This window comes from Micrococcus sp. iso_229 (assembly GCF_058072725.1).
The window spans coordinates 269125-292646 of record NZ_CM176514.1 but is presented as its reverse complement, the minus strand read 5'-3'; the positions used below and the strand labels follow the sequence as shown (position 1 = coordinate 292646).

General features: G+C 74.2%; 24 protein-coding genes. 14 read left to right on the top strand and 10 right to left on the bottom strand.

From position 1 onward, the window contains the following. Window positions 1-8: 8 nt before the first annotated feature. Window positions 9-332 carry a hypothetical protein gene (locus AC3RKA_RS01390; RefSeq protein WP_065572907.1) on the bottom strand — a complete coding sequence of 108 codons (324 nt, stop codon included), beginning with the start codon at window positions 330-332 and terminating at the stop codon, window positions 9-11. 126 nt (window positions 333-458) lie between these two features. Here AC3RKA_RS01390 and AC3RKA_RS01385 point away from each other — a divergent pair, with 126 nt between their 5' ends. The 6 genes from AC3RKA_RS01385 to AC3RKA_RS01360 all read left to right on the top strand — a co-directional run bounded on the left by AC3RKA_RS01385 (window position 459) and on the right by AC3RKA_RS01360 (window position 5694). Further along, window positions 459-1586 (top strand): NADH:flavin oxidoreductase/NADH oxidase, encoded by a 1128-nt coding sequence (locus AC3RKA_RS01385; RefSeq protein WP_489727358.1) that lies wholly within the window; start codon window positions 459-461, stop codon window positions 1584-1586. 56 nt (window positions 1587-1642) lie between these two features. Further along, window positions 1643-2182 (top strand): NUDIX hydrolase family protein, encoded by a 540-nt coding sequence (locus AC3RKA_RS01380; protein ID WP_036316089.1) that lies wholly within the window; start codon window positions 1643-1645, stop codon window positions 2180-2182. 2 nt (window positions 2183-2184) lie between these two features. Beyond that, complete coding sequence (locus AC3RKA_RS01375) at window positions 2185-3084, top strand: DUF6707 family protein (RefSeq protein ID WP_489727357.1); 900 nt, start codon at window positions 2185-2187, stop codon at window positions 3082-3084. Between the two features lie 117 nt (window positions 3085-3201). Then, window positions 3202-3774, top strand: coding sequence for a GNAT family N-acetyltransferase (locus AC3RKA_RS01370; protein WP_489727356.1), 573 nt, complete (start codon window positions 3202-3204; stop codon window positions 3772-3774). 74 nt (window positions 3775-3848) lie between these two features. Beyond that, complete coding sequence (locus AC3RKA_RS01365) at window positions 3849-4640, top strand: glutamine amidotransferase (protein ID WP_489727355.1); 792 nt, start codon at window positions 3849-3851, stop codon at window positions 4638-4640. 91 nt (window positions 4641-4731) lie between these two features. Then, on the top strand, window positions 4732-5694 hold the full coding sequence (locus AC3RKA_RS01360; RefSeq protein WP_489727354.1) for an ornithine cyclodeaminase family protein: 963 nt from the start codon (window positions 4732-4734) through the stop codon (window positions 5692-5694). A gap of 48 nt (window positions 5695-5742) precedes the next feature. Here AC3RKA_RS01360 and AC3RKA_RS01355 read toward each other — a convergent pair whose 3' ends face one another. After that, entirely contained in the window at window positions 5743-6690 is a 948-nt protein-coding gene (locus AC3RKA_RS01355) for a helix-turn-helix domain-containing protein (protein ID WP_102708197.1), read from the bottom strand. A 229-nt stretch (window positions 6691-6919) separates the two neighbouring features. On the opposite strand from AC3RKA_RS01355, the gene AC3RKA_RS01350 reads away from it, so the two are divergent. The 3 genes from AC3RKA_RS01350 to AC3RKA_RS01340 all read left to right on the top strand — a co-directional run bounded on the left by AC3RKA_RS01350 (window position 6920) and on the right by AC3RKA_RS01340 (window position 12605). Continuing rightward, the gene (locus tag AC3RKA_RS01350) at window positions 6920-9955 is read left to right on the top strand and encodes a S8 family peptidase (protein WP_489727353.1); all 3036 of its coding nucleotides are present in this window, start codon (window positions 6920-6922) and stop codon (window positions 9953-9955) included. A 114-nt stretch (window positions 9956-10069) separates the two neighbouring features. Next, on the top strand, window positions 10070-11413 hold the full coding sequence (gene tgt / locus AC3RKA_RS01345; RefSeq protein WP_060775709.1) for a tRNA guanosine(34) transglycosylase Tgt: 1344 nt from the start codon (window positions 10070-10072) through the stop codon (window positions 11411-11413). 250 nt (window positions 11414-11663) lie between these two features. Continuing rightward, entirely contained in the window at window positions 11664-12605 is a 942-nt protein-coding gene (locus AC3RKA_RS01340; protein WP_410992914.1) for an endonuclease domain-containing protein, read from the top strand. A gap of 98 nt (window positions 12606-12703) precedes the next feature. Here the strand turns inward: AC3RKA_RS01340 and AC3RKA_RS01335 are convergent, their stop codons facing one another. Further along, complete coding sequence (locus tag AC3RKA_RS01335) at window positions 12704-13918, bottom strand: acyl-CoA dehydrogenase family protein (protein ID WP_049161303.1); 1215 nt, start codon at window positions 13916-13918, stop codon at window positions 12704-12706. A gap of 126 nt (window positions 13919-14044) precedes the next feature. Here AC3RKA_RS01335 and AC3RKA_RS01330 point away from each other — a divergent pair, with 126 nt between their 5' ends. Further along, window positions 14045-14650, top strand: a complete 606-nt coding sequence (locus tag AC3RKA_RS01330; RefSeq protein WP_049161321.1) for a TetR/AcrR family transcriptional regulator — start codon at window positions 14045-14047, stop codon at window positions 14648-14650. Between the two features lie 10 nt (window positions 14651-14660). Here AC3RKA_RS01330 and AC3RKA_RS01325 read toward each other — a convergent pair whose 3' ends face one another. The 3 genes from AC3RKA_RS01325 to AC3RKA_RS01315 form a co-directional block, all read right to left on the bottom strand. Beyond that, the gene (locus tag AC3RKA_RS01325; protein WP_049161301.1) at window positions 14661-15296 is read right to left on the bottom strand and encodes a GNAT family N-acetyltransferase; all 636 of its coding nucleotides are present in this window, start codon (window positions 15294-15296) and stop codon (window positions 14661-14663) included. Between the two features lie 99 nt (window positions 15297-15395). Continuing rightward, complete coding sequence (locus tag AC3RKA_RS01320) at window positions 15396-15719, bottom strand: putative quinol monooxygenase (RefSeq protein WP_489727352.1); 324 nt, start codon at window positions 15717-15719, stop codon at window positions 15396-15398. After that, window positions 15716-16180 (bottom strand): DUF4126 family protein, encoded by a 465-nt coding sequence (locus AC3RKA_RS01315; RefSeq protein ID WP_144824631.1) that lies wholly within the window; start codon window positions 16178-16180, stop codon window positions 15716-15718. The genes AC3RKA_RS01320 and AC3RKA_RS01315 overlap by 4 nt, the downstream gene beginning before the upstream one ends. 131 nt (window positions 16181-16311) lie before the next feature. Here AC3RKA_RS01315 and AC3RKA_RS01310 point away from each other — a divergent pair, with 131 nt between their 5' ends. The 3 genes from AC3RKA_RS01310 (at window position 16312) to AC3RKA_RS01300 (ending at window position 18844) form a co-directional block, all read left to right on the top strand. Next, the gene (locus tag AC3RKA_RS01310; RefSeq protein WP_144824630.1) at window positions 16312-17157 is read left to right on the top strand and encodes a hydroxymethylpyrimidine/phosphomethylpyrimidine kinase; all 846 of its coding nucleotides are present in this window, start codon (window positions 16312-16314) and stop codon (window positions 17155-17157) included. Between the two features lie 56 nt (window positions 17158-17213). Further along, on the top strand, window positions 17214-18269 hold the full coding sequence (locus tag AC3RKA_RS01305) for a hypothetical protein (RefSeq protein ID WP_144824629.1): 1056 nt from the start codon (window positions 17214-17216) through the stop codon (window positions 18267-18269). Between the two features lie 89 nt (window positions 18270-18358). Next, complete coding sequence (locus AC3RKA_RS01300; RefSeq protein WP_489727351.1) at window positions 18359-18844, top strand: hypothetical protein; 486 nt, start codon at window positions 18359-18361, stop codon at window positions 18842-18844. Between the two features lie 250 nt (window positions 18845-19094). Here AC3RKA_RS01300 and AC3RKA_RS01295 read toward each other — a convergent pair whose 3' ends face one another. Beyond that, window positions 19095-20312: a sensor histidine kinase gene (locus AC3RKA_RS01295; RefSeq protein WP_227449178.1), complete on the bottom strand. Its 1218-nt coding sequence runs from the start codon at window positions 20310-20312 to the stop codon at window positions 19095-19097. Window positions 20313-20375: 63 nt separating this feature from the next. Further along, entirely contained in the window at window positions 20376-20549 is a 174-nt protein-coding gene (locus AC3RKA_RS01290) for a hypothetical protein (protein WP_002856694.1), read from the bottom strand. 151 nt (window positions 20550-20700) lie between these two features. Between AC3RKA_RS01290 and AC3RKA_RS01285 the strand changes: the two genes are divergently transcribed. Then, window positions 20701-21384, top strand: a complete 684-nt coding sequence (locus tag AC3RKA_RS01285; protein ID WP_002856693.1) for a response regulator — start codon at window positions 20701-20703, stop codon at window positions 21382-21384. A gap of 11 nt (window positions 21385-21395) precedes the next feature. Here the strand turns inward: AC3RKA_RS01285 and AC3RKA_RS01280 are convergent, their stop codons facing one another. Next, window positions 21396-22229 carry a thermonuclease family protein gene (locus AC3RKA_RS01280; RefSeq protein ID WP_095695293.1) on the bottom strand — a complete coding sequence of 278 codons (834 nt, stop codon included), beginning with the start codon at window positions 22227-22229 and terminating at the stop codon, window positions 21396-21398. 117 nt (window positions 22230-22346) lie between these two features. Continuing rightward, the gene (gene gcvT, locus AC3RKA_RS01275) at window positions 22347-23513 is read right to left on the bottom strand and encodes a glycine cleavage system aminomethyltransferase GcvT (RefSeq protein ID WP_144824626.1); all 1167 of its coding nucleotides are present in this window, start codon (window positions 23511-23513) and stop codon (window positions 22347-22349) included. Window positions 23514-23522: the final 9 nt, after the last annotated feature.

Below are 23522 nucleotides of genomic sequence, written 5' to 3'. Positions count from 1 at the left end.
GGCCCCGTTCAGCGCCCGGGCCCAGCGGGCACCGGGACCCACCGGCCGCCGTCGCGCCGGAGCACGTCCAGCCGGCCCGTCACGGCGACGCCGGACACCGCCTCCGCCATCCGCCGCGCCACCTCGGCGGCCTCGGCGTCCTCCCCGGCCCGGTGCGAGCCGGGCACCGTGAAGCGCAGCACGATCCGCGGGACGCGCGCGACGACCTCGATGTCCTTGGCCGCGAGCTCGTGCGTGGCCTGGACGGCCGCCTCGGCCAGGTCCATGACCTCTTCGGGCCGGTGGCCGGGCAGGAGGTCGCCGATCTGCAGGCGGGCGCGGTAGGAGGGCATGGGCCCAGGGTAGGGGTGGACGCAGCAACGGTGACGACTTCTCTCGTCGCGCGGGCCGTGCCCACCCTTCCGCCCGCGGCGGACGCGTGCCCTCCCGTGTCCGGACCCGCTCGTAGGGTGGGGTCCATGACTCAGACCGCCACCCCGCAGACCGACGCCCCCGCCGTGACCGCGATCTTCGAACCGATCGAGATCAACGGCGTGCGCGTGCGCAACCGCCTGATCCTGCCGCCGATGTGCCAGTACTCGTGCGAGGCGCGCGACGGCGTCCCGCACGGCTGGCAGTTCCAGCACCTGGGCGCCCGCGCGGCTGGTGGTTTCGGGATCGTGGTGGCCGAGGCCACCGCCGTCACGCCCGAGGGTCGCATCTCCCCGTGGGACACCGGCCTGTGGAACGACGAGCAGCAGGACGCGTGGGCGCCGATCGCCGCGTTCATCGCCTCCGAGGGTGCCCTGCCCGCCATCCAGCTGGGTCACGCCGGCGCCAAGGCCTCGACCGTCCCCATGCACCCGGGCGCGCCCGCCGGGCAGCCGATCCTGGAGGGCCCCGACTCCTGGGAGACCCTCTCCCCCTCCGGCGTGGCCACCAACTCCATGGAGATCCGCACCCACGCGATGCGGGTGGACGAGATCCGGGAGACCGTCCAGGCCTTCGCTGACGCCGCCGAGCGCGCCGACCGTGCCGGCTTCGGCGCCGTGCAGCTGCACGCCGCCCACGGCTACCTCATCCACCAGTTCCTCTCGCCGCTGACCAACACCCGGACCGACGAGTACGGCGGGGACTTCGAGGGCCGCACCCGCTTCCTCAAGGAGGTCGTGGCGGCCGTGCGCGAGGTGTGGCCCGCGGACAAGGTCCTCGGCATCCGCATCTCCGGCTCGGACTGGGTCGAGGGCGGCTGGAGCATCGAGGAGACCGTCCGCCTGGCGCAGGAGCTGCAGGGACAGGTGCACTGGTTCGACCTGTCCTCCGCGGGCATCGGGGACACCTACGAGGGCCCCCAGGGCCCGGGCTATCAGGTGCCGCTGGCCACCGCCGTGAAGGAGGGCACCGAGGGGATCCTGGTGTCCGCCGTCGGCTCGCTGACCGGCGCCGAGGAGGTCGCAGCCGTGGTGGACGAGGACCGCGCCGACGCCGTCTGCGTGGGCCGCGCCGCCCTGGCGAACCCGAACTGGCCGACCGCGGCCGCCCTCGCGCTCGACGTCCCCTCGGAGCAGGTGCCGATGGCCCGGCAGTACTTCCGCGCCAAGTGGTGAGCGGAACACGCGGGACCCGGTGTGCCCCCGGCGCGGAACTCCGGTAGAACAGAACCATGAGCGTGCGCACCCCCGACCCGAATCCGGGCTGGCTGTCCGACGAGGACCTCTACGAGGCCCGGCGTCGGCTGCCCATGGTGTATGTGGAGGCCATCCCGGTGCGGCTGGACTCCCTCGGCTACGTCACCGAGATCGGCCTGCTCTACGTGGCGGACGAGACCGGCACGTTCCAGCGGACGTTCGTCTCCGGCCGCGTCCAGTACCGGGAGACCATCCGCGCCGCGCTGATGCGCCACCTGGAGAAGGACCTCGGCCCCCTCGCCTTCCCGCAGCTGCCGCCGTCGGTGGTCCCCTGCACCGTCGCCGAGTACTTCCCGGCGCCGTCCGAGACCGGGCTGACGGACGACCGACAGCACGCCGTGGCCCTGGTCTACGTGGTGCCTGTGACGGGTGAGTGCCAGCCGCGCCAGAACGCGCTCGAGCTGACCTGGCTCACCCCCGAGGAGGCCCTCGGCGAGGACATCCAGGCCGAGTTCATCGGTGGCCGCGGGGACCTGGTGCGCCAGGCCCTCGCCCACGTGGGATGGGGGCGCTGAGCATGGCACCGGTCGTCGGCGGCTATCTCCGCCATCTGAAGTCCCAGGACGTGCAGCCCGGGGACAGCTTCCTGACCCGCCGCGGCGAGCCCGCCCCGCCCGTGGCCTCGACCCGGGTGATGCGGGACGACTTCGGCACCCCCGCGCTCGTGATCGCCACCCTCGAGGGCGGCCGCGAGGTCAAGATCGCGCACGGCTCCGTGATCCGGGTCCGAACGGACCGCCCGGAGGAGCGCAGGGCCATCCCGGACACCACCTTCTCCCCCGTGGACGCGGGATCCCCCGAGGAGCGGATCGTCGCCGTCGGCAAGCGCCACCTCGAGGACACCGAGCTGACCGCCACCGCGGCCCGGCTCTCCCACGGGTTGAACCTGCGCTCCGGCTCCCAGCTGGAGGACGTGTTCGGCATGGCCGAGCGGCTCTACCTGCTGCACGAGGACACCGAGGGCACGCTCGCCACCCTGGGCCTGCTGACGAACCTGCCGTGGGACGGGGCCGTGGGGCGGTGGAAGTCCATCCAGGCCGCGCTGTCCCTGGCGTCGCTGATCCTGCGCGAGGAGGGCGAGCACATCGCCGCCGCCAACCTCGGTCGGCGCCTGCTCGAGGCGGACGAGGTCCCCTCCGAGCCGGGCCGGGCGGCCCGGGTGCTCGAGGTGCGCCAGCGCCAGCTCAACGAGCCGCCGCTCTACGACCGGGAGATCTCCCGCGCCCTGCAGGCCCGCGACGCCGAGGCCGAGTATCAGTGGCGCCGCGCCCGGTTCGACCAGCTGCTCTATCTGCGTGCCCGCGGCGGCTCCGAGACGCTCACGGACGCCGACCTGGATTCCCGCATCGCCCGTGAGCTCGGCACGCTGCGCACCCTCGCCGACGAGCTCGAGGCGAAGGCCGCCACGCGCCGGTGAGGCCCGGCCGCAGGACGGGCGTCGAGAGCCGGCCCCGTCCCCGGTGACCCGCCCTCCAGGGTCCGGTTCGTGTGGCGCACCTCACTTTCCAGCCCGTGTCGGGGTTATGCTCCCGGCATGACCGGCTCCGCACCCGCCCAGCTCCGCCCCCTCCGCTCCACGGACGCGGCCGCCGTCCTGGCGGCCTTCCACGCGGGCACCGTCGGCATGGCCGATCCCGCAGAGGTCACCGACGAGACCTCCGCCCGCGCCTACGTCGACGGGCTGGTCCAGGCAGAGGAGGCGGACGCCGTCGCCGTGGTGGAGCGCGGGACGGACACGCTGATCGGCCTGGTCGCCGTCGTGCGCGACGAGGCACACGGCATCGGCGCGCTCACCGCCTGGCTGCATCAGGGCTGGCGCGGGGACGCGATCATGTCCCGTGCGGCGACCACCGTGGCGGACGCCGAGCTGGCCGAGGGCGGCCTCGAGCGGATCGAACTGGCCCACCGGGCGGACGGCCCGACGACGGGAGCCGTCGCCCGGGCCGCCGGGCTCCGTCACGAAGGCACGCAGCGCGGCCGCCTCCGTGCGGGCGGGCGGCGGCTCGACGTGCACCGCTACGGCCGGCTGGCCACGGACCCGCTGCCCGAGGAACGCGTCCGTCCCCTGCCGTGGGCCTCCGACGCCCGCCCCTGGGCCGACCGCTGACCGCGGCCCGCCCCCGACGACGCCCCACGACGACGCCACGCCCTCCCGGCCTCGTGCCCCGCTAGTCTGCCGAGATGACCACCCCGACCGACGCCGTCCCGAGCCCGCACCCACGGCCGTTCCTGCTCGTCCAGACGCGCCCCGAGGACGACGCCGCGGCCGCCGAGGTCGAGGCCGTCGAGCGGCTCGGCGGCTACCCGGAGGGCCGGCTGCGCGTGCTGCGCCTGGACCGCGCGGTGCAGCAGCCGGCCGCGGCCGACGGCCTGGACTGGGAGGCGGAGCTCGCGGACGTCGCCGCCGTGATCCTGCCCGGCAGCCCGTTCACGGGCACCGACCCCGAGGAGACCAAGTCCCCCGTGCAGCGCGCCGTGGAGGCGGAGCTGGGGCGGATGCTCGACGTCGTCCGGCGCCGAGACCTGCCGTTCCTCGGCTGCTGCTACGGCGTCGGCACGCTGGGCCGGCACGCCGGCGGCGTCGTGGACAACGCCTACGGCGAATCGGCCGCGCCCGTCGAGGTCACGCTCACCGACGAAGGTGCCGCGGATCCGCTGCTGGCCGGGGTCCCGCGCAGGTTCGCGGCGTACGTCGGTCACAAGGAGGCGATGAGCGCGCTGCCGCCCGGCGCGGTGCTGCTCGCCGCGGGCGCCGACTGCCCCGTGCAGATGTTCCGGCTCGGCACCCGCCAGTACGCCACCCAGTTCCACCCGGAGCTGGACCAGGCCGGGATCCTCGAGCGCCTCGAGATCTACCGCGACCACGGGTACTTCGCCCCGGGCGAGTACGAGCCCACGGTGGCGGGGCTGGCCGCCGTCGACCCCGAGCACCCGCGCCGGATCCTGGTGAACTTCCGCACGCTGTTCGGCTGAGCCGCCCCTCGCGCCGAGGCCCGCCCGCGGCCATGCCGGGCCGGTCGTCTCGCCCGCCCCGCCCCGTCCCGCCCCTCCGTAGGGTGGGGCCATGAGCACCCCGACCTCGACCGCCCCCGGCCTGCCCTGGATCGACGGCCCCGCCGTGCGCGCCGCCCTGAGCCCGCGCGCCGCCGTCGACGCGCTGGAGGCGGCCCTCGCCGCCGGCCTGGACCCGGAGGCCGACGCCCCCCGCACCCGCGTGGCCACCGCCGCCGGGCAGCTGCTGCAGATGCCCTCGACGCGCGGGGGCGAGGTCGGCACCAAGCTGCTCACCCTCACGCCGGACAACCCCGAGCGCGGACTGCCCGTCATCCAGGGCGTCTACGTGCTGTTCGGCGCCCCCGGCACCCCCGGCCAGGCCCCGCGGGCCGTGCTGGACGGCGTCGAGCTGACGGGCCTGCGCACCTCTGCGGTGTCCGCGCTCGGGGTGCGGCTGCTCGCGGACGCCTCGCCCCGGCACCTGGTCGTGTTCGGCACGGGCGTGCAGGCGTGGGAGCACGCGCTCACGTTCCAGGACGTGTTCGGGCTGGAGCGGGTGTCCGTGGTGGGCCGCGACGCCGACCGGGCCGCCGCCCTGGCCGCGCGCGTCGAAGCGGAGCTCGGCGTGCCCGCGAGCGCCGCGGGCCCGGAGGCCGTGGCGGAGGCGGACGTCGTGGTGACGTGCACGGCCGCGCCGGCCCCGCTGTTCGACGGGACGCTCGTGCCGGAGCACGCGACGGTCGTGGCGATGGGCTCGCACACCACGGACGCCCGCGAGACCGACGACGCTTTGGCCCGCCGCGCGACCGTGGCGGTGGAGTCGCGGGACTCGGCCGCCCGCGAGGCCGGGGACGTGACCCTCGCGGTGGCCTCCGGGGCCCTGGCCGGGATCGAGGACACAGTGACGCTGGCCAAGCTCGTGGCAGGGACCGCGCGTCGTCGGGAGGGAGCGCCCGCCCTGCTCGTCACCACCGGCATGCCCTGGCAAGACCTGGTGGTGGCGAGCGCGGTGGCGCGGGAGGTGCTGGGCTGAGCCGGGGCGGCCCGCTCCGCTTGACGCCCGCGGCGGTGACCTCGGCCGTCACACCCAGCCGCGGCGCGCAGCCTGCACGCCCAGCTGGAACCGGCCTTCCGCACCCACCCGTCGGGCAAGGTCGGCCAGGCGCCGTTGCACCGTGCGGTGCGAGAGCCCGATGGCGCGGGCCATCGCCTCATCCGTCATCCCGGAGCTGAGCATCGCCACGAGCCGCCGTTCCACCTCGGTCAGGACGTCACCCCCGAGGCCGTCAGCCCCGTCGTCTCCGCCCCGGGCGACGTCGGCGATCGGCAGGGCCAGCTCCCACTGGAGTTCGAACAGCCGCACGAACGCGTCGACGAGCAGGGATCCCCGCACCACGAGGGCCTCCCCCTGGCCGGCCGCACCGGCCAGGCCGACGAGCGCGGCGTCGTCGTCGGCGATCAGCAGCTTGAACGGCAGCCGCGGCAGGATCCGGCCGGTCTCTCCGGGCGTCGAGCCGAGGTGTTCCCACCGGTCCGGCGGCTCGGCCTGCAGGGACCGCCCCTCGTAGACCACGCGCCACGGCACACCGCGCGTCCAGGAGCGGGATTGCGCGTCGTCCGGCAGGGAGCCGTCATGGAAGTAGGGGCCGCGGTCGAAGCCACGGACGAGCCGGCGCGCCTGCCGCGCGATCTGCACGCCCGCGCCGACGATCTCCGGCCCTCCGACCACCACCTCCACGGCGTCGCGGGCAGCCCCGGGACGCCGGTGGAACTCCGCCCGCAGCGTCTCCGCGGTCTCCCGCAGGGCATCCGCACGGGACTGGGCCCGGTGCGCCTCCGCCAGCAGGGGCCGGTGCGGGGGCAGTGCGGCGAGGGCCCCGTCGACGCCGCGGCGCACCAGGCCGAGCGCCTCCAGGCGGTCGACCGCAGCGGGGTCGAGGTCGGCGGCCAGAGTCTCGGGCCGGGCCAGGAGGGCGCGGAAGACGTCGACGTCCGCCGGGTCCAGCCCGGCGTGGCCCGCCATGTCCATGCGACCCCTCCCTTCCTGCCGGGCGAGCGGCCTCGGTCACGGCCCGACGCGCGGAGCTCCCCCGGGGTGGCGGGATCACGCCATGGCGTGTTCACGCTAGCGCACACCACCCTGTGACGGCTCTCACAGTGATGGGATGGCTCGAACGGCCCGCGGGCGGGCCGGCGCGGGTTCGAGGAAGCACCCCGTCCCCACCCGCGGGCCGGACCCACTCACCGAAGGGCTTTCCATGACTCACTCGCACTCCCGCCGCCAGCAGGCGCTCGGGATCACCTCTGCGCTCGCCCTGGTCCTGGCGGGCGCGGCCTCGGCCTCCGCCACGACCGACCCGGGCGGCTCCGCCGTCGACGACGCTGTCGCCGCGGCCCCCGCGCCGACGCCGGATCCGGCGCAGCCGCGCACCGCCCCCGAGACGTTCGAAGACGGCGGCTACATCGTCCTGCTCGCCGAGCAGCCCGTGGCCTCCTATGACGGCGGCACCCCCGGGTTCGCCCCCACCAAGCCCGGCAAGGGCAAGGGCCGGGAGAACGGGTTCCAGCCGAAGAGCGCGAACGCCAAGGCGTACGCCGCCCACCTGAAGAAGAACCAGGACGCGACCCTGCGGCGCGCCGGCGCCGGTCCCGACACCCCGCACACCCGCTACACCACGGCCCTCAACGGCTTCGCGGGCACCTTCACGGCGGAGGAGGCCGCCGCCCTCTCGGCGGACCCGGCGGTGCTGGCCGTCGTCCCGGACGAGATCCGCCCGCTCGACACCGTCTCCTCCCCCGACGTCCTCGGGCTCACCGGCAAGAAGGGCCTCTGGGCCCAGGTGGTGGGCAAGAAGACGCCCGCACAGGACGCCGGTCGCGGTGTCGTCGTGGGGATCGTGGACTCGGGGATCCGTCCGGAGGCGCCGTCCTTCCAGGACCAGGGGCACCCGGCCGCCCCTGCCGACTGGGTCGGCGGGTGCGAGACCGGTGATGAGGACGCGTTCGCCACCGACTCCTGCAACGACAAGCTGATCGGCGCGAAGTACTTCGTCAACGGCTTCGGCACGGGACGCCTGGCGCCGGTCGAGACCCTGTCCCCGCTGGACGCAGGCGGTCACGGCACCCACACCGCGTCCACCGCCGCGGGCAACTCCGGGGTGAGCGCCGTCGTCGACGGTGTCGAACGCGGCACGATCTCGGGCATGGCCCCCGGCGCCCACGTGGCCGCGTACAAGGCGTGCTGGGAGGGCGTGCCCTCCGGCGGCTGCGCCACGTCAGACACGGTCGCGGCGATCAACGCCGCCGTCGCCGACGGCGTGGACGTGCTCAACTACTCCATCTCCGGCACCACGACCAACGTGGTGGACCCGGTGGAGGTCGCGTTCATGCACGCCGCGAGCGCCGGCGTGTTCGTGGCCGCGTCCTCCGGCAACTCCGGGCCCACGGTCTCGACGACGGCGCACCCGTCCCCGTGGATCACGACGGTGGCCGCCTCCACCCATGCGGTCTACGAGCAGACCCTCGTCACCGGGGACGGTCAGCGCTTCATCGGCTCGTCCATCACCGCACCGCTCGAGGCGGAGACCCCGATGGTCTACGCCGGCGACGTCGCCGCGGCCGGTGCCACCTCTGCCTCGGCGGCCCTCTGCCTGCCCGGCACCCTCGACTCGGCGGCCACCGCGGGCAAGCTCGTGGTCTGCGACCGCGGCGAGAACGCCCGCGCCGAGAAGTCCCAGGTCGTCGCAGACGCCGGAGGCGCCGGCATGGCCCTCGTGAACGTGACCGACGCCGGGCTCAACGCGGATCTGCACGCGATCCCCGCCGTGCACCTGTCCCACACGGAGCGGGACCGGCTGCTCGCCTACGTGAAGACGGACCGCCCGACCGGCCGCATCCTGGCCACGAACGAGGGCACCGCGACCCGCGTGCCCGAGGTCGCCGGGTTCTCCTCGCGCGGGCCGTCGCTGGCGGCGAAGTCCGGCCTGCTCAAGCCGGACGTCTCGGCACCGGGCGTGGACGTCCTCGCGGCCTACTCGCCGGACAACGGCGGCGAGCGGTTCGCCTACTCCTCCGGCACCTCGATGTCCTCCCCGCACATCGCGGGCCTGGGAGCGCTTCTGAAGCAGGCGCGCCCGGATCTGAGCCCGATGGGCATCAAGTCCGCCCTGATGACGACGGCGCGCGACCACGCCTCGGCCACCTCGCCCTTCGCGGGCGGCGCCGGGTTCGTCGACCCGCTGAAGGCACTGGACCCGGGCCTGGTCTTCGACTCGGACCAGCAGGACTGGTACGACTACCTCGCCGGCCAGGGCATCGCGTGGTCGAACACGGGTGAGCCGGTCTCGGAGCACCCCATCCCGGCCGCCGAGCTGAACGTCCCCTCCCTGGCGATCAGTGAGCTGTACGGCTCGCAGACCGTCACCCGCACCCTGAAGAACGTGGGCGGCAACAACGGCACCTGGACCGCCCACGTGGAGGGGCTCCAGGGCCTCGACGTCGCCGTGTCCCCGAACGTCATCCGGCCGACGCGCGGCAGCGAGCAGGACGTGGCGATCACCGTCACCGCCGCAGGTGCGCCCGCGGGCCAGTGGGCCACCGGCCACGTGGTGTGGTCCGGCCCCGCCGGCAAGCAGGTCCGGATCCCCGTGGTGGTGCGCCCCGGCATCGCCGACGCACCGGCCGCGATCACCGTGGCCCGCGACGCGGACACGCTGGAGCTGCCCGTGGTCTCCGGCATCGACGGCACGCTGTCCACCCGCGTGAACGGGCTCGTGCGTGGTGACCAGTACACCGGCTCCACCGTGCGCCGCGCCGTGTTCGACGCCTCGGACGCGGCTCTCACCGCCCACGACTTCGCGTACCCGCGGGGCTACCCCAAGGTCCGCATCGAGGCGGAGGCCGCGGACCCGGACGTGGATCTGGACATCTACGTGACCAGCTCGTGGTCCAGCTACCCGGTGGCACGGTCGGTCACGCGCGGCACCGGAATGGAGGTGCTGGAGCAGTCGATCATCAGCTCGGCCCCGCAGCACAGGATCTACGTGGTGGCCAAGCCCGGCGCGGACCTGAAGGACTCCGACGCGCCGATCGACTACACCCTGCGCGTGTTCTTCCCGAAGGACGGAGACGCGGGGAACCTCGTGTTCGACCCGGCGTCCGCGGACGTGAAGCCCGGGGCGGAGCACGTCTTCCAGGGCACCCTGACCTCGGACGGCACGAGCGTGTACCTGGGCACCGTGGACATCCTCCACGGCAGCACGGTCGTCGACTCCACGAAGATCCGCGTGGAGTGAACGGTCCCGGCGACGGCTGCCGGGCCTGAGGACGGGGCGGTCTCCCAGCGGAGGCCGCCCCGTCGTCGTCCGCACGCCCGCTCCGCCCGACGCCCGCGCACTACCCTGGGTCCCATGCCTGAGACCCCCGCCGCCCCGACGCCGCAGCCCGCCTCCGGTGCCCCCGCGCATCCCTCGCAGTTCGGCTTCGAGGTGACGCACCGGCTGGAGACCGGCGGTGCGGACGGCGCCCCGCTCGGGCGCACCGGCGTGATCACCACGCCGCACGGGCGGATCCAGACGCCGGCGTTCATCCCCGTCGCGACGCAGGCCTCGGTGAAGGCCGTGCTGCCCGAGTCCATGGCGGAGCTCGGCGCGCAGGCGCTGCTGGCCAACGCGTATCACCTGTACCTGCAGCCCGGTGACGACCTCCTGGACGAGGCCGGCGGCCTCGGCGCGTTCATGAACTGGCCCGGGCCGACCTTCACGGACTCGGGCGGCTTCCAGGTGATGAGCCTCGGCTCGGGCTTCAAGAAGGTCATCGACATGAAGGGCCCCGGCGCGCCCGAGGGGCAGGGCGCCGACGACGCCGTCGCCCCCGGCAAGGAGCGCCTGGCCAATGTCGACGACGACGGCGTCTGGTTCAAGTCCCACCTCACCGGGGACCGGCACCGGTTCACCCCCGAGGTGTCCGTGGGCATCCAGCACAACCTCGGCGCGGACATCATGTTCGCCTTCGACGAGCTGACCACCCTGCACAACTCCCGCGGCTACCAGGAGGAGGCGCTCGAGCGCACCCGCCGCTGGGCCCAGCGCTGCCTCGACGAGCACGCCCGCCTCACCGGGGTGCGCGCGGCGCGGCCGTACCAGGCGCTGTTCGGCGTGATCCAGGGGGCCCAGTACGAGGACCTGCGCCGCAAGGCCTGCCGTGACCTCGCGGCGATGCGGGCCGAGTTCCCGGCCGCGGGGGAGCTCGACGGCGTGGCCTCCGGCTTCGACGGCTACGGCGTCGGCGGGGCCCTTGAGAAGGAGAACCTCGGGACCATCGTGGGCTGGTGCGCGCAGGAGCTGCCCGAGGACAAGCCGCGCCACCTGCTGGGCATCTCCGAGCCCGACGACCTGTTCACCGCCGTCGAGAACGGCGCCGACACCTTCGACTGCGTCTCCCCCACCCGGGTGGCCCGCACCGGCGCGTTCTACACCCGCGACGGGCGCTACAACCTGCCCGGGGCGAAGTACCGCCGCGACTTCGGGCCGCTGGACCCCGAGTGCGACTGCTACACGTGCGCCCACTACTCCCGCGCGTACCTGCGGCACCTGTTCAAGGCGAAGGAGATGGTGGCGCACACGCTCCTCTCCATCCACAACGAGCGGTTCACGGTCTCGCTCGTGGACCGGATCCGCGCGGCCATGCAGGACGGCACGCTCGCGGAGCTCAAGGCCGAGACCCTCGGCCGGTACTACGCCCCGAAGGGCTGAGCGGTGCTGGGTGCGCCGGCACGCTGCGACGGGCGCGAGCCAGCACGCTGCGGCGGGCGCGAGCCAGACGTTTCTGCTGTTCTGAGGGGGCTGTCACGACCGATTCGTCTGGCTCAGCGCCGCCCGAACGCGTGGGGGACGTGAGCCAGACGATTCAGCGGCTCCTGCACAGGGCCGCCGGCCCGGCTCGCCCTCCACAGCCCTCGCGGCCGCGGCGCCGAGCCCTCCCACGGAAGGGGAGGCTGGCGGCATGGTCGCCCCTCCTCCGCACCACGACGCCGCCCCCAGCCCCGTCTTCCCGGTCGCCGCGGGGCTGCAGGCCGGTCTGACGGCCTCGCAGCTGCGCAGCCCCCGGTTCGATGCCCCGCACCACGGGCTGCGGCACACCGCCGGGGGTCAGCCCTCACTGGCCGACGTCGTCCGCGCCCTCCAGCGGACGAACCCCGGCACCGCGGCCACCCACGCCACCGCCGCTCGCCTCTGGGGGATGTGGCTGCCGCGGCAGTGGGAGCGCGGCCCCATCCATCTGGCGCGCACGCGGGCCGAGGGCGGGGCGCCGCGCCGCAGCGGCGTCGTCGGGCATGAGCTGCACCCGCAGGACCCCGTGCTGGTGCGGGCCGGGGTGCGGATCACGACGCCGGCCGCCACCTGGGCGGCGCTGGCGCAGCTGGGTCTGCCGTTGGCCGACGTCGCCGCCGCCGGGGACAGCCTGCTGCAACGGGCTGACGGCCCGGCGGGCCGGCGTCGCCCCGGCGAGCATCCGCGGTGCACCGTGCGTGATCTGGAGGCGGAGGTGCTCCGGGTGCGCGGGAGGCGAGGGACGCGGACCTTGCGGGCGGCCCTGCCGCTGCTCAGGGACGGCGCGGATTCGAGGGCCGAGACGCTCCTGCGACTGGCGCTGACCGACGCGGGTGTGCCGGAGCCGGAGGTGAATCCGCTGCTTCTGCTGCGTGACGGGTCCACCGTCCGGCCGGACCTGGTGTGGCGGGAGGCCCGCGTCTGCGTGCAGTACGAGGGCGATCATCACCGGACGGACCCGCAGCAGTGGCGCCGTGACATCGAGCGCGACCGCCGGATGCAGGCCGAGGGGTGGATCGTGCTGCGCGTGGCCGCCAGCGTCTTCACTCGGCGCGGCCTCGACGCCCTGCTGCGCGACCTCGCCGCCCACCTGCGGCTCCCTCTGCCTGCGTGAGCCAGACGAATCGGCCGCCGAGCCAGACGAATCAGCGGCAGGGGGGCGTGCGTACCAGCGGAAATCTCTGGCTCACGCCGCCCCCCGCTCGCGTCATCTCACACGAACGCGCCGACCCCCGTGATCTCGCGGCCGATGATCAGCCCCTGCACGGTCTCGGTGCCCTCGTAGGTGTGGATCGCCTCGATGTCCGCGAAGTGGCGGGCCACCTCGTTCTGGATGAGGATGCCGTTGCCACCGAGCAGGTCACGCGCGTTCGCGGCGATGGACCGCGCGGCGCGCGTCGCCGAGTACTTGGCCATGGACGCCATCGGCCCGGTGAGCCGGCCCTCGTCCTCGAGCCGGGTCGCGCGCAGCACGAGCAGCTGCACCTGGGTGAGCTGGGAGAGCATCTCGGCCAGGCGGGTCTGCACGCTCTGAGCGGCGGCCAGCGGCCGGCCGAACTGGATGCGCTGCCCCGCGTACTGCACCGCCGCCTCGTAGCAGCCCACGGCCTTCCCGAGGGCGGACCACGCGACCCCCACGCGCGTGGCGAAGAGGACGCGGGAGGTGTCCTTGAAGGAGCGGGCCTCGGGCAGGACGTCGGCGTCGGGCACGAACACGCCGTCGAGGGTGATGTGGGCCTGGTCGATGGCCCGCAGCGCGACCTTGCCCTTGATGACCTCGGCCGTGTAGCCCTCGGACTCCTGGCGCACGATGAACCCGCGGACCTTCTCGTCCTCGGCGCTGCGCGCCCACACCACGGTCACCCCGCCGGCGGCCCCGTTGCCGATCCACTTCTTGTGCCCGTGCAGCCGCCAGCCGCCGTCGACGCGCTCGGCGCGGGTCTCCAGCGAGACGGAGTCGGAGCCGTGGGTCGGCTCCGTGAGCGCGAAGGCGCCGTAGAGCTCGCCGCGCGCCATGGCCGGCAGGTGCTCGGCACGCTGCTCCTCGCTGCCGCACAGCTGGATCGAGCGCATGGCCAGACCGCCCTGCACGCCCGTCATCGTGGCGATCGAGCCGTCCAGGCGCGAGAGCTCCATCATGGCCAAACCCGCGGCCACGCGGGAGACGTCGGGCAGCCCGTCCACGGGGACGCCGTCGCGCAGCAGGTCGGCCTGGCCCAGGCGGGCCACGAGGTCGAGCGGGTACTCGTGACGGTCCCACGCCTCCCGGATCCGGGGCAGCACGTCCGGCTCGAGCGCGAAGGCGCGGGCCCGACGCCACACGTCCTTCTCGGCGTCGGAGACGTCCGCGAGCGCCAGGTAGAAGTCGGTGTCCAGCGGCATGGCGACGTCGTACTCGGGCTCGACGGTGGGCAGGGTCTCGGTCATGGTGGCCTCCCGGGCGGGGTCGGAGAGATGGGTGTGTCTGTCATCACCCTACACCGACTGACACGCCATCTCACAGAATCAGACGCAGTCTCACTCCTGTGCCGCGCCCGTGGCACCATGGCCCGCATGACGACGCCCGCCGAGGACACTCTCACCGCCCTGATCCACCTCCTGGACCGCGAGGGCTACGACGCCGTCACGGCCGACCAGCTTGCCCGCCAGGCCGGCATGAGCCGGGCCAGCTTCTTCCGCCACCTCGGAGGGAAGGAGGAGGTGGTCTTCGCCGACCACGCGGCGCTGCTCGCCCGCCTAAACGACTTCCTGCGCGGCACCTCCCTCGGCGTGCGGGAGGCCCTCGAGGAGGCGGTCCTCCAGGTCTTCCGGCATCACACCGCCGATCCGGACCGGGCCCGGGCGCGCTCCCGCCTGCTGCGCGGCTCCCAGTCGCTGCGCACGCGCGAGCTGCTCACCTCGCACCGCTACACGGAGCTGTTCTCCGGCTGGCTCGCCACGGCCCTGCCGGACACGCCCGCGCGCGGCGGGATCGCCGTCGGGCTGGCGGCGGCCGTGGTGGCCGTCCACAACCGCGCCCTGCGGGCGTGGCTCCACGCCCCGGCCGACGACGCCGAGGCCGGCCTGCGCACGGACCTCGCGGAGGTCATCGCGCGGCTCACGGCCGAGCCGGCCGAGGCCGAGCGGACGCTCGCCGCCGTGCGCCGGCTCCTGGGCTGAGACCGGGCTCTCAGCGGCCGGCGACCTGCGCGTTCTCCGCCCCGAACGCGGGCGGGTACCGGAACTCGCCGGCCGGCACCTCGGCCCCGTCCTGGAGCGTGAGGACCTGCAGGGCCTCGGGCTGCCGGGCGAAGGCCGCGTGCACGCCGTGCTCGGAGGCCCGGTGGAAGCCGAACTTCGCGTAGTACTCGGGCCAGCCGTAGACCACCACGACCTCCTCGCCGTCGGCCTGCGCCTTCTGCAGCAGGGCGTTGACCAGCGCGGTGCCGGCGCCCTCGCCCTGGTGCTCGGGCAGGACGCCGTGCGGGGCGAGGGCGAGCACCTCGGCGTCGTCGATGTGGGCCCGGACCAGGGTGCCGTAGCCCATCGGGTCCGACTGCAGGTCCGTGCCCGGGATCGCGGCGGTCATGGCCACGAGGGAGTACTGGGGCAGCCAGCCCTCCGCGCCGCCGGCGAGCTCCTCGACGAGGTCGGCCTCGGCCGTGGACTCGAAGGCCAGCTCGGCGATCTGGCGGACGGCGCGGCGGTCCGCCGGATCGTCGTGATCGGCCTCGCGGGTGGACCAGCGGTGGCCGAGATCCTGGCCGGCGGGGACGTGGGCGGCGCGGTGGCCGGGGGTCTGGGTGCTGTTCTGCTCGGCGCTCATGCGCTCACCGTAGCCAGGGTGTGACCCCGGACACAGGGACGGCGCCCTGCGTCACGCTCGTGACGCGGGCGCCGTCGCCTCCTCCGGCCGGAGGCGGGCTCAGTCGATCTGCAGCTCGCCCATCGGGCCGAAGCCCTCCACGCCGACCTGCTCGGAGATGATCTGGGGCGTGCTCGCCAGCAGCGGACGCATCGCGTCCAGGCCCTCCTGGAAGTGCGGGGACGCGACGTGGGCCTGCGCACCCTCGTCCGTGAACCCCTCGATCAGGAGGTACTCGTTGGGGCCGCCTTCCACCGGGCGGTACCACTCGAAGAACAGGTTGCCGGGCTCAGAGCGCACGTCCGCGGTGTACTTCGCGACGGCGTCCATCCACTCGTCGGCACGCTCGGGCTGGACGGTGAACTTCAGGTTGATGAGGATCATGCCGTCCATTCTGGCCCACCCGGGACGGCCGCGGCACGGCCTCGCGTCCGCCGGTCGCGGAACCGCCGGGCCAGCAGCCACAGGCCCACGACGACGGCGACCACCAGCACGGCGACCAGCACCGGCAGGAACAGCGCGGCCGCGACGAGGCCGGCCGCCGAGACGTCCTCGGCCGCCGAGAGCACGGGCGCGGCGGCCCCCACCGTGACCGTGTCGGCTCCCACGACCGTCTGGACGACGTCGTTGACCGCGTCCACCCCGGGGATCTTGTCCGCGACGAGCTCGAGCGCGAGCAGGGCGCCGAGGATCCAGAGGGAGGCGTCGGCGGCGAGCCACGTCCAGCCCGCGGGCAGGTCGACGAGCCCCGTGAACCGGTCCAGCAGACCCAGGGCGAGCAGGGGGATGTAGGCGTTGAGCCCGGCCGAGGTGGCCAGGCCCGTGCCGGTGAGCAACTCGAGCACGTCCGTCCCCGTCCTTCGCGGGTCGCTCGGGGCGCCCGGGCGGACGCTCCGGGTCCGAGGACCCTCGTTCCCCGGTGAACACCGCCGGCCGTCGGGCGCTTCCCGTCCGGGGTCGGTCCTACCATGGGCGCATGCCCCAGACCGCTCACTCCCCCCAGCACTCCGCCTCCACCCCCGCGCTCGCCCTGACCATCGCCGGGTCCGAGGCCACCGGCGGCGCCGGCGCCCAGGCCGACCTCAAGACGTTCCAGGAACTCGGCGTCTTCGGCATCGTGGCGCTGACCTGCATCGTCTCCTTCGACCCGGAGGACGACTGGAACCACCGCTTCTTCCCCGTGCCCACCGAGATCCTCCAGCAGCAGCTCGACGCCATCCAGGGCGACTACCCGGAGCGGCTGCGCACCGTGAAGCTGGGCATGCAGGGCTCCCCGGAGGTCATCCGCACCTCGGCCGCGGCCCTTCGCCGCGCCGAGTGGGACCACGTGGTCCTGGACCCCGTGCTCATCTGCAAGGGCCAGGAGCCGGGCCACGCCCTGGACACGGACCAGGCGCTCAAGGCCGAGCTGCTGCCGCTGGCCACCTTCACCACCCCGAACCACTTCGAGACGGAGCAGCTCTCCGGCATGACCGTGCGCTCGGTCGAGGACCTGACGGCGGCCGCTCGGCGCATCCACGAGATCTCCGGCGCGGCCGTCCTGGCCAAGGGCGGGATGCACCTGCCCGGCCCGGACGCCGTGGACGTGTTCGTGGACGGGGACACCGTGGAGGTGCTCTCCGCCCCGAAGATCGGCCAGTCCGGCGTCTCTGGTGCGGGCTGCTCGCTCGCCGCCGCCGTCACCGCCGAGTTGGCCAAGGGTGCCACCACGCTCGAGGCCGCGCGCCGCGCCAAGGAGTTCGTGCGAGCCGGCATCGCGCAGGCGGTGGAGGGCCGCACGCCGTTCGCCGCCCTGTGGCAGGGCGGCCTGCGCTCCGCTTGAGCGCGCACGTGGGCCGCTGACTCGTCCTGAGCCGGGCGGTGCGCCACACTGGGGGCATGAAGCTCCCCTCCCCCGCCCCTTCCGTCCCCGGCGAGGTCCACCACTCGGCGTCGTCCGTTCCCGTCGACGACGCGGAGGCCGTCGTCCCCGCGTTGCGCCAGCGCGCCCTCGCCCCGGGCGGCCGGCTCTACGGGCTGGCGGCGGCGGCCGCGGTCGGCGGGCTCACCCTGTTGGATCCGCACGCCCGCCGAGGGCGCGAGCGCCGGGCCCTCGCAGAGCTCGAGGCCGCCGTCAGCGGCACGTTCCTCGCGGCCGAGACCGCCGGCGCCCTCCACACCGCCGCGATCGCCGACGGCGAGGTGGCCCCCTCCCCCGCCGCGCGTGCCCTGCGCGGGCTCGGCGGGCTGGCCGTCGGCGGCGCGGTCGCGGCGGTCGCGCTGCGTGCCACCGGCCTGAACGACCGGATCGACGGTGCCCTGGTGCGCGGGCTCCAGCGGGTCGGCGTCCCCGCCCCGCGCGTCGCGCTGGCCGCAGCGGCCTCCCTGGCGATGCTGCTGGCCAACGAGGACGCCCGCCGGACCCGCCGCGACGCCGTCGAACTCGCCGTCACCGGCCCCGCTGGCCTGGACGAGGACACGGTCGACGAGGTCGAGCCCGAGGCCACCGCCGAGCTGCCGGTGGAGGTGCGCGTGCTGCTCGAGACCCTGCTCGACCCGGCGCTGGCCGAGGGCCGGGACCTGCCCGGGGCTGAGGCGCTGCGCTCCCAGCTGCCGCACGCGCGCACCGTCACCTCGGTGGCCGAGGCCATCCGTGAAGCCGGCGAGGTCCCGGACTGGGTGCCGCTCGTCGTCGAGACCGACGACGACATCCGTCGCGCGGTGCCGAACGACTGCGTCTGGCCCGTCCGCGGCCGCTTCGCCTCCGGCTCCGCGGGAGGGCACGAGCTCGAGCTGCGCCTGCAGGTGATCGACGGGGAGATCGGCGCCCTGACGGTGACCCTGCCCGCGGACGCCGAGGCGGACAGCGACGCCTGGGACGCGTTCCAGGAGATCGAGTCCTTCCCCGGCGTCGAGGACCTGACCTTCCACGTGGACGGCGACCGGCGGGCCTGACCCGGGCCCTCCCGGGGCCCGTCCAGCCCGGCCCACTACAGTGGGGACCCGCCCGACGTCGTCGATCCCCCTCCCGGAGAGTTCCCGCCATGACCACCCCCGCCCCGGTCGCGTCCGCCGCCCGTGTCCGTCGCCGCGCGACCCGTTCCGGCCCCCGCCCGCAGCTGCGCATGGGACTGAACGGGTTCCTCGTGGCCTGGCTGCTGCCCAACCTCGTGATGGCCGCCGTGGTGGCGATCCTGGCCGTGGTCCCGGGGCTGCAGGCCTTCGGCAGCCTGACACCGCTGCTGACGGTGGTCGGGATCGCCGGGCTGGTGGTGGGGCTGCCGCTGTGCCTGCTCGTGAACTGGGCGTTCCGGCACGTGCTCAACCAGTGGGTCCACGTGTTGGCGTACGCGCTGATCGGCATGCTCTACGGCCTGGTGGTGCTCACGCAGGGCGCGGCGGGCATCCTGCCGATGCTCATCCCGGTGATCGGCTTCCCGGCCGCCGTGCTCATGGCCCTGGGCCGGACGGCGGCCCGTCCCCTCGTCCGCACGGTCACCCCGGAGCCGTCGCCCGCCGAGCCGGCCTGAGCACGCCCGACAACGAGAAAGGACGATGGCCGGATGGCCATCGTCCTTCTCGGAACCGCGTCCGGGGCCCGCATCCCCTCAGGCATGTATCCCGGCTCGTGATTCGCACTGTGCACCGTCTCAATGGGGCATGACCCACTCTAGGAGGGACGACGGCGCCCCCGACAGTGGCGAAAGGTGCAGACTTTCGGGCTCTGATGTGAGGCAGATCACATGGGTCTGGTCCGCCGCTGCGGCGGCGTCGGCCTCGTCAGACGGACCTGGGGAGCACCGCGCGCACCCGCCACCCCCAGCCCCCCGGCCCGGCCTCGATCGTGCCGCCGAAGGTGGCCACGCGATCCCGCATGGAGTTCAGGCCCACACCGGAGGAGTTCCACTGCGGCGGGCCGGACCGCTCGGTGACGGTGTTCTCCACCTCGATCACCACCTCCGACCCCGCGTCGCGGAGTTCGATGCACACGCGCGCGCCCTCGCCGGCGTGCTTGGCGACGTTCGTGGTGGCCTCTTGGAGCACCCGGTGCAGGGTGGAGCGCACGGAGATCGGCATCGCGCTCTGGTCGCAGCGGACGTCCGTCACCACCGTCATTCCGAGACTGCGCAGCTCCTCGGCCAGGCGGGCCACGGACAGCACCGGATCCGCGGACGTCGCCCCGTCCGCGCCCCCCGCGGCGCCCGGCTCACCGCTCGGGTCCACGATCCCGTCCTCCTGGAGGATGGAGAGCATGCGCCGCAGGTCCCGCAGCGCGTCCTTCGCGGAGTCGCCCACCACATCCAGCACACCCTGAGCCGCCTCCGGAGTGCCGAGGTAGCGTGCCGTCCGGGCCTGCATCGAGATGATCGTGAGGTTGTGCGCGACCACGTCGTGCAGGTCGCGGGCCAGGGAGCGACGCTCGGCCTCGGCGGCCAGCCGGGCCCGCTCCTCCGCCTCGAACACCCGGTGGCGATCCCGTTCCCGCCGGGCCAGGCTCTCGCGGATGAAGAGCCCGCCGCCGAGGCCCATGGACATGAGCAGCAGGATGAACCACGTCGCGTTCGACTGACCCACCGCGAACGGCTGGGCGACGCCCCAGGTCAGTGCCAGGACGGCGGCCGTGACGACGAACCCCCAGGAACGGGCGGTCGCCGCGACGGCCCCGAGGACCACGGGCGCGACGACGGCGAAGAGCACCTCGGAACCGCCGACGACGGTCGCGACGGCCCCGGGCAGGAGCAGGGCGAAGCCCACCGTGCTGCGCCACCACTGGGCGAGGAAGGCGCTGGTCGCCGACGCGATGGCGATCCCGTCCAGGACCGGGATGACGCCGTGGCCCGGGCCGAACAGACCGATGTCGGACGCGGTCGAGGCGAGCAGGAAGGCCGACCCGAAGGCGAGGTAGACGCGGCTCAGCGGCGCCGCGGCCCAGAACTCGCCCCACCGCAGGCTGCGCGGCTGACGCCACGTCGAGGAGCGGCGCGCCCGGGAGGGCACGCCGCTCCGGACGGAGGGGGTCGATGGGCTCGAATCAGGCATCGGGGGCGGACCGCCCCGGGGTCAGTCGCACCAGATGCCGAAGTGGCGGCACGTCCACTCCGCAGTGCCTTTGCCGAGGCCCAGGGTCGTGACGACGTCGTCCTCGGCCGAGGCCGCCGAGGCGGCGGCGGCCGGAGCGCCGACGAGGGTGGAGGCGAGCAGGAGAGCGGAAGCGAGGAGAGCGCGAGTCTTCATGGCCCCAGTATGTATGACGCCCGTCACAAATGGTGCACGCCGCGCACAGGCCGCGCCGCGGCATGGCGCAGATGACGGCCGGCGGGCACCCCGGCCTCGCCCCGACGCCGACAAGGTGGCATGCGCCACAGCACCGGTTACGCTGACCTGCGTGTCCGAAGAGCTGCGCATCCTGATCGCCGACGACCAGCCGCTCATGAGCGGCGCGCTCCGCGTGCTCGTCGACTCTGCCCCCGGCATGACCTGCGTGGGTGTGGTCGCCAACGGCGTCGAAGCCGTGGAGGCGTGCGCCGCCATCGAGCCGGACGTGGTCCTGATGGACATGCAGATGCCCCTGATGGACGGGGTGGAGGCCACACGCCGGATCAAGGACACCCACCCCGCGATCCGGGTCCTGGCGATCACCACGTTCACGTCCGAGGACTACCTCGTGCCGGCCCTGCGCGCCGGAGCGGGCGGCTACCTCCTCAAGGACGCGGAGCCGCCGGCCATCCTGGGCGCCATTCAGGCCGTCCATCGCGGCGAGTCCGTGCTCTCCCCCGCCGTGGCGACCAAGCTGCTCGCCTCGATCGAGCGGGACCGGCCGACGGTGGGCCCCACCTCGGTGCAGCCCGGCAGCCCCGACGGCTCCGACCTCACCGAGCGGGAGCTGGGCGTGCTGCGGCTGCTGGCCCGGGGCCAGTCGAACCCGGAGATCGCCGCCAACCTCTTCGTCTCCGAGTCCACGGTCAAGGCCAACCTCACGCGGATCATGGCCAAGCTGGAGGTCCGCGACCGCGTCCAGCTGATCATCCGGGCGGCCCAGCTCGGGCTCGTCACCCTCGCCCTGGACTGAGCGCGGCGAGGTCAGCCGCGGGCCGCGATCTCGTTGCGCCGCGTGTTGAGGTCCTTCAGGACCTGCATCCCGTGCTCCACCACCGGGTCCGCCTCGGCCAGGAGCGAGTCCTTGGCCGGGCCGTAGGCGAGGTCGGCGAACGTGCCGTTCTCCGGGTCGAGGGCCCGGACCTCCTGCTGCACCAGGCGCACCTGGTCCAGGCCGGCCGCGTACTCCACCGATCGCTCGTCGATCTTCGTCAGGGACGCCTCCGCGTCCTCCGGGATCTGCTCCAGGGCGAACTGGGCCTCGTAGAGCAGGTTCTGGTACGTGCAGGGCTCCTCGATGTCGTAGAGCCCCACGCCACGGCCCACGGCCTCCTGATTGGCCTGCGCAATCTCCTCCGCCAAGCGCTCGCTGACGGCGACCTCCGTGGGGGCGCCCATGCCGGCCTCCGCCATGGCCACGTTGACGGTGCCGCCGCCGATCGAGATGACCGCGCTCTCCATCCCCTCGGGCGCGCCCTCGTCCGAGGTGGTCATGCTCGCGGTCGCCCCCTGCGGCAGCCGATCACGCAGCCAGGCGTAGGACTCCTCCCCCATGCAGAGGTTGGGGCCGACCTTGAGGCCCTCCGGGTTGCGGCCCGCGCTCGTGACGCCGGCGAGGACCACGGTCCGCTCGGTGCCGCCTTGGTTCACCACCACGGTGTTGCCGTCCAGCACGGTGACGATGTCCACGCGGGCGGCGTCGGCGGCCACGCCGCGGAGGACGGTGACGATGCCCAGCAGGAGCAGGACGGCGGCGACGGCGAGGAAGACCAGCAGCCCCTTCAGGGGGACCCGGGCACGGGCGGCGACGTGAGTCATGCGGACTTCCTGCAGGTGGACGGCGGGACGGGGGGCCGCGACGACGGCCCGGAGCCCGAGTCTAGCGAAGGGCCCCGGGACCGCCGAGCGGCGGGCCGAGGGACGGCTGCGTCGGGCTCAGCGCTCCCGGCGGTAGAACGGCGTGGCCACCACGGTAAACGGCTCACCGCGGCCGCGCAGGTCCACCTGCAGGGACGTGCCCTCGGCGGCCACGTCGCGGCGGACGCGGGCCAGGGCGATGGGGTGTCCGAGGGTCGGGCTGGGGGCGCCCGAGGTCACCTCGCCCACCCGCTCGCCGGACTCGTCCAGCACGGCGTAGCCGTGCCGGGCGGCACGCCGGCCCGCACCCTGCAGCCCCACGACGACCTCCTCGACGTCGTCCTTGCCGACCAGCGCGGACCGGCCGACGAAGTCGGCCTCCTTGCTCGCGGGCACCGCGAAGCCGACGCCGGAGGCGTGCGGCTGGTGCCCGGTGTCCAGCTCGTTGCCGTAGAGCGGCATGCCCGCCTCGAGGCGCAGCGAGTCCCGCGAGGCGAGCCCGCACAGCGTCAGTTCCACGCCCGCCTCGTCCGCGGCCGAGAGCATCGTGTTCCACACGGCGGAGCCGCGGTCACCGGCCTCGGCGGTGGAGGCGGCGGGCAGGAACAGCTCGAAGCCGTCCTCACCGGTGTAGCCGGTGCGGGCGACGACGGCGGTGACGTCGCCGGCGTCCGTGGGCACGGTCAGGGTCAGGTGGCCGTAGTACTTCAGCTCGGCCAGCTGCGCCGCGGCCTCGGGCATGGCCCGGGCAAGGATCGTCTCGGCCTGCGGGCCCTGCACGGCCACGAGGGCGGTGGTCGAGGACTCGTCCTCGACGACGGCGTCCCAGCCCGACGCCCGCTGGTTCAGGGCGGTGTGGACCGCGGCGATGTTGCCCGCGTTGGGCACCACCAGGTAGTCGGGCTCGGAGCCGGCCTCGCCGTCGTCCATCCGGTAGACGATCGTGTCATCCAGGATGGTGCCGGCGTCCGTCAGGCACAGGGCGTACTTGGCGCGGCCGGGCTTCAACGTGGAGAGCACGCTCGAGAGGGCGTAGTCCAGCATGGCCCCGGCCTCCGGGCCGGTGACCCGGATCTCGCCCATGTGGGAGAGGTCGAACAGGCCTGCGGAGGTGCGGACGGCCTTGTGCTCGGCCAGCTCGGAGCCGTACTTCAAAGGCATGTTCCAGCCCCCGAAGTCCGTGAACGTGGCGCCCGCGGCCTCGTGGACCGGGTGCAGCGGGGAGTTGCGCGTCGAATCGCTCATGGGGTGATC

Excerpts from the sequence above, each read along its gene's own strand:
- AC3RKA_RS01390 (WP_065572907.1), bottom strand. The coding sequence starts at position 332 with ATGCCCTCCTACCGCGCCCGCCTGCAGATCGGCGACCTCCTGCCCGGC.
- AC3RKA_RS01385 (WP_489727358.1), top strand. The coding sequence starts at position 459 with ATGACTCAGACCGCCACCCCGCAGACCGACGCCCCCGCCGTGACCGCG.
- AC3RKA_RS01380 (WP_036316089.1), top strand. The coding sequence starts at position 1,643 with ATGAGCGTGCGCACCCCCGACCCGAATCCGGGCTGGCTGTCCGACGAG.
- AC3RKA_RS01375 (WP_489727357.1), top strand. The coding sequence starts at position 2,185 with ATGGCACCGGTCGTCGGCGGCTATCTCCGCCATCTGAAGTCCCAGGAC.
- AC3RKA_RS01370 (WP_489727356.1), top strand. The coding sequence starts at position 3,202 with ATGACCGGCTCCGCACCCGCCCAGCTCCGCCCCCTCCGCTCCACGGAC.
- AC3RKA_RS01365 (WP_489727355.1), top strand. The coding sequence starts at position 3,849 with ATGACCACCCCGACCGACGCCGTCCCGAGCCCGCACCCACGGCCGTTC.
- AC3RKA_RS01360 (WP_489727354.1), top strand. The coding sequence starts at position 4,732 with ATGAGCACCCCGACCTCGACCGCCCCCGGCCTGCCCTGGATCGACGGC.
- AC3RKA_RS01355 (WP_102708197.1), bottom strand. The coding sequence starts at position 6,690 with ATGGACATGGCGGGCCACGCCGGGCTGGACCCGGCGGACGTCGACGTC.
- AC3RKA_RS01350 (WP_489727353.1), top strand. The coding sequence starts at position 6,920 with ATGACTCACTCGCACTCCCGCCGCCAGCAGGCGCTCGGGATCACCTCT.
- tgt (WP_060775709.1), top strand. The coding sequence starts at position 10,070 with ATGCCTGAGACCCCCGCCGCCCCGACGCCGCAGCCCGCCTCCGGTGCC.
- AC3RKA_RS01340 (WP_410992914.1), top strand. The coding sequence starts at position 11,664 with ATGGTCGCCCCTCCTCCGCACCACGACGCCGCCCCCAGCCCCGTCTTC.
- AC3RKA_RS01335 (WP_049161303.1), bottom strand. The coding sequence starts at position 13,918 with ATGACCGAGACCCTGCCCACCGTCGAGCCCGAGTACGACGTCGCCATG.
- AC3RKA_RS01330 (WP_049161321.1), top strand. The coding sequence starts at position 14,045 with ATGACGACGCCCGCCGAGGACACTCTCACCGCCCTGATCCACCTCCTG.
- AC3RKA_RS01325 (WP_049161301.1), bottom strand. The coding sequence starts at position 15,296 with ATGAGCGCCGAGCAGAACAGCACCCAGACCCCCGGCCACCGCGCCGCC.
- AC3RKA_RS01320 (WP_489727352.1), bottom strand. The coding sequence starts at position 15,719 with ATGATCCTCATCAACCTGAAGTTCACCGTCCAGCCCGAGCGTGCCGAC.
- AC3RKA_RS01310 (WP_144824630.1), top strand. The coding sequence starts at position 16,312 with ATGCCCCAGACCGCTCACTCCCCCCAGCACTCCGCCTCCACCCCCGCG.
- AC3RKA_RS01305 (WP_144824629.1), top strand. The coding sequence starts at position 17,214 with ATGAAGCTCCCCTCCCCCGCCCCTTCCGTCCCCGGCGAGGTCCACCAC.
- AC3RKA_RS01300 (WP_489727351.1), top strand. The coding sequence starts at position 18,359 with ATGACCACCCCCGCCCCGGTCGCGTCCGCCGCCCGTGTCCGTCGCCGC.
- AC3RKA_RS01290 (WP_002856694.1), bottom strand. The coding sequence starts at position 20,549 with ATGAAGACTCGCGCTCTCCTCGCTTCCGCTCTCCTGCTCGCCTCCACC.
- AC3RKA_RS01280 (WP_095695293.1), bottom strand. The coding sequence starts at position 22,229 with ATGACTCACGTCGCCGCCCGTGCCCGGGTCCCCCTGAAGGGGCTGCTG.
- gcvT (WP_144824626.1), bottom strand. The coding sequence starts at position 23,513 with ATGAGCGATTCGACGCGCAACTCCCCGCTGCACCCGGTCCACGAGGCC.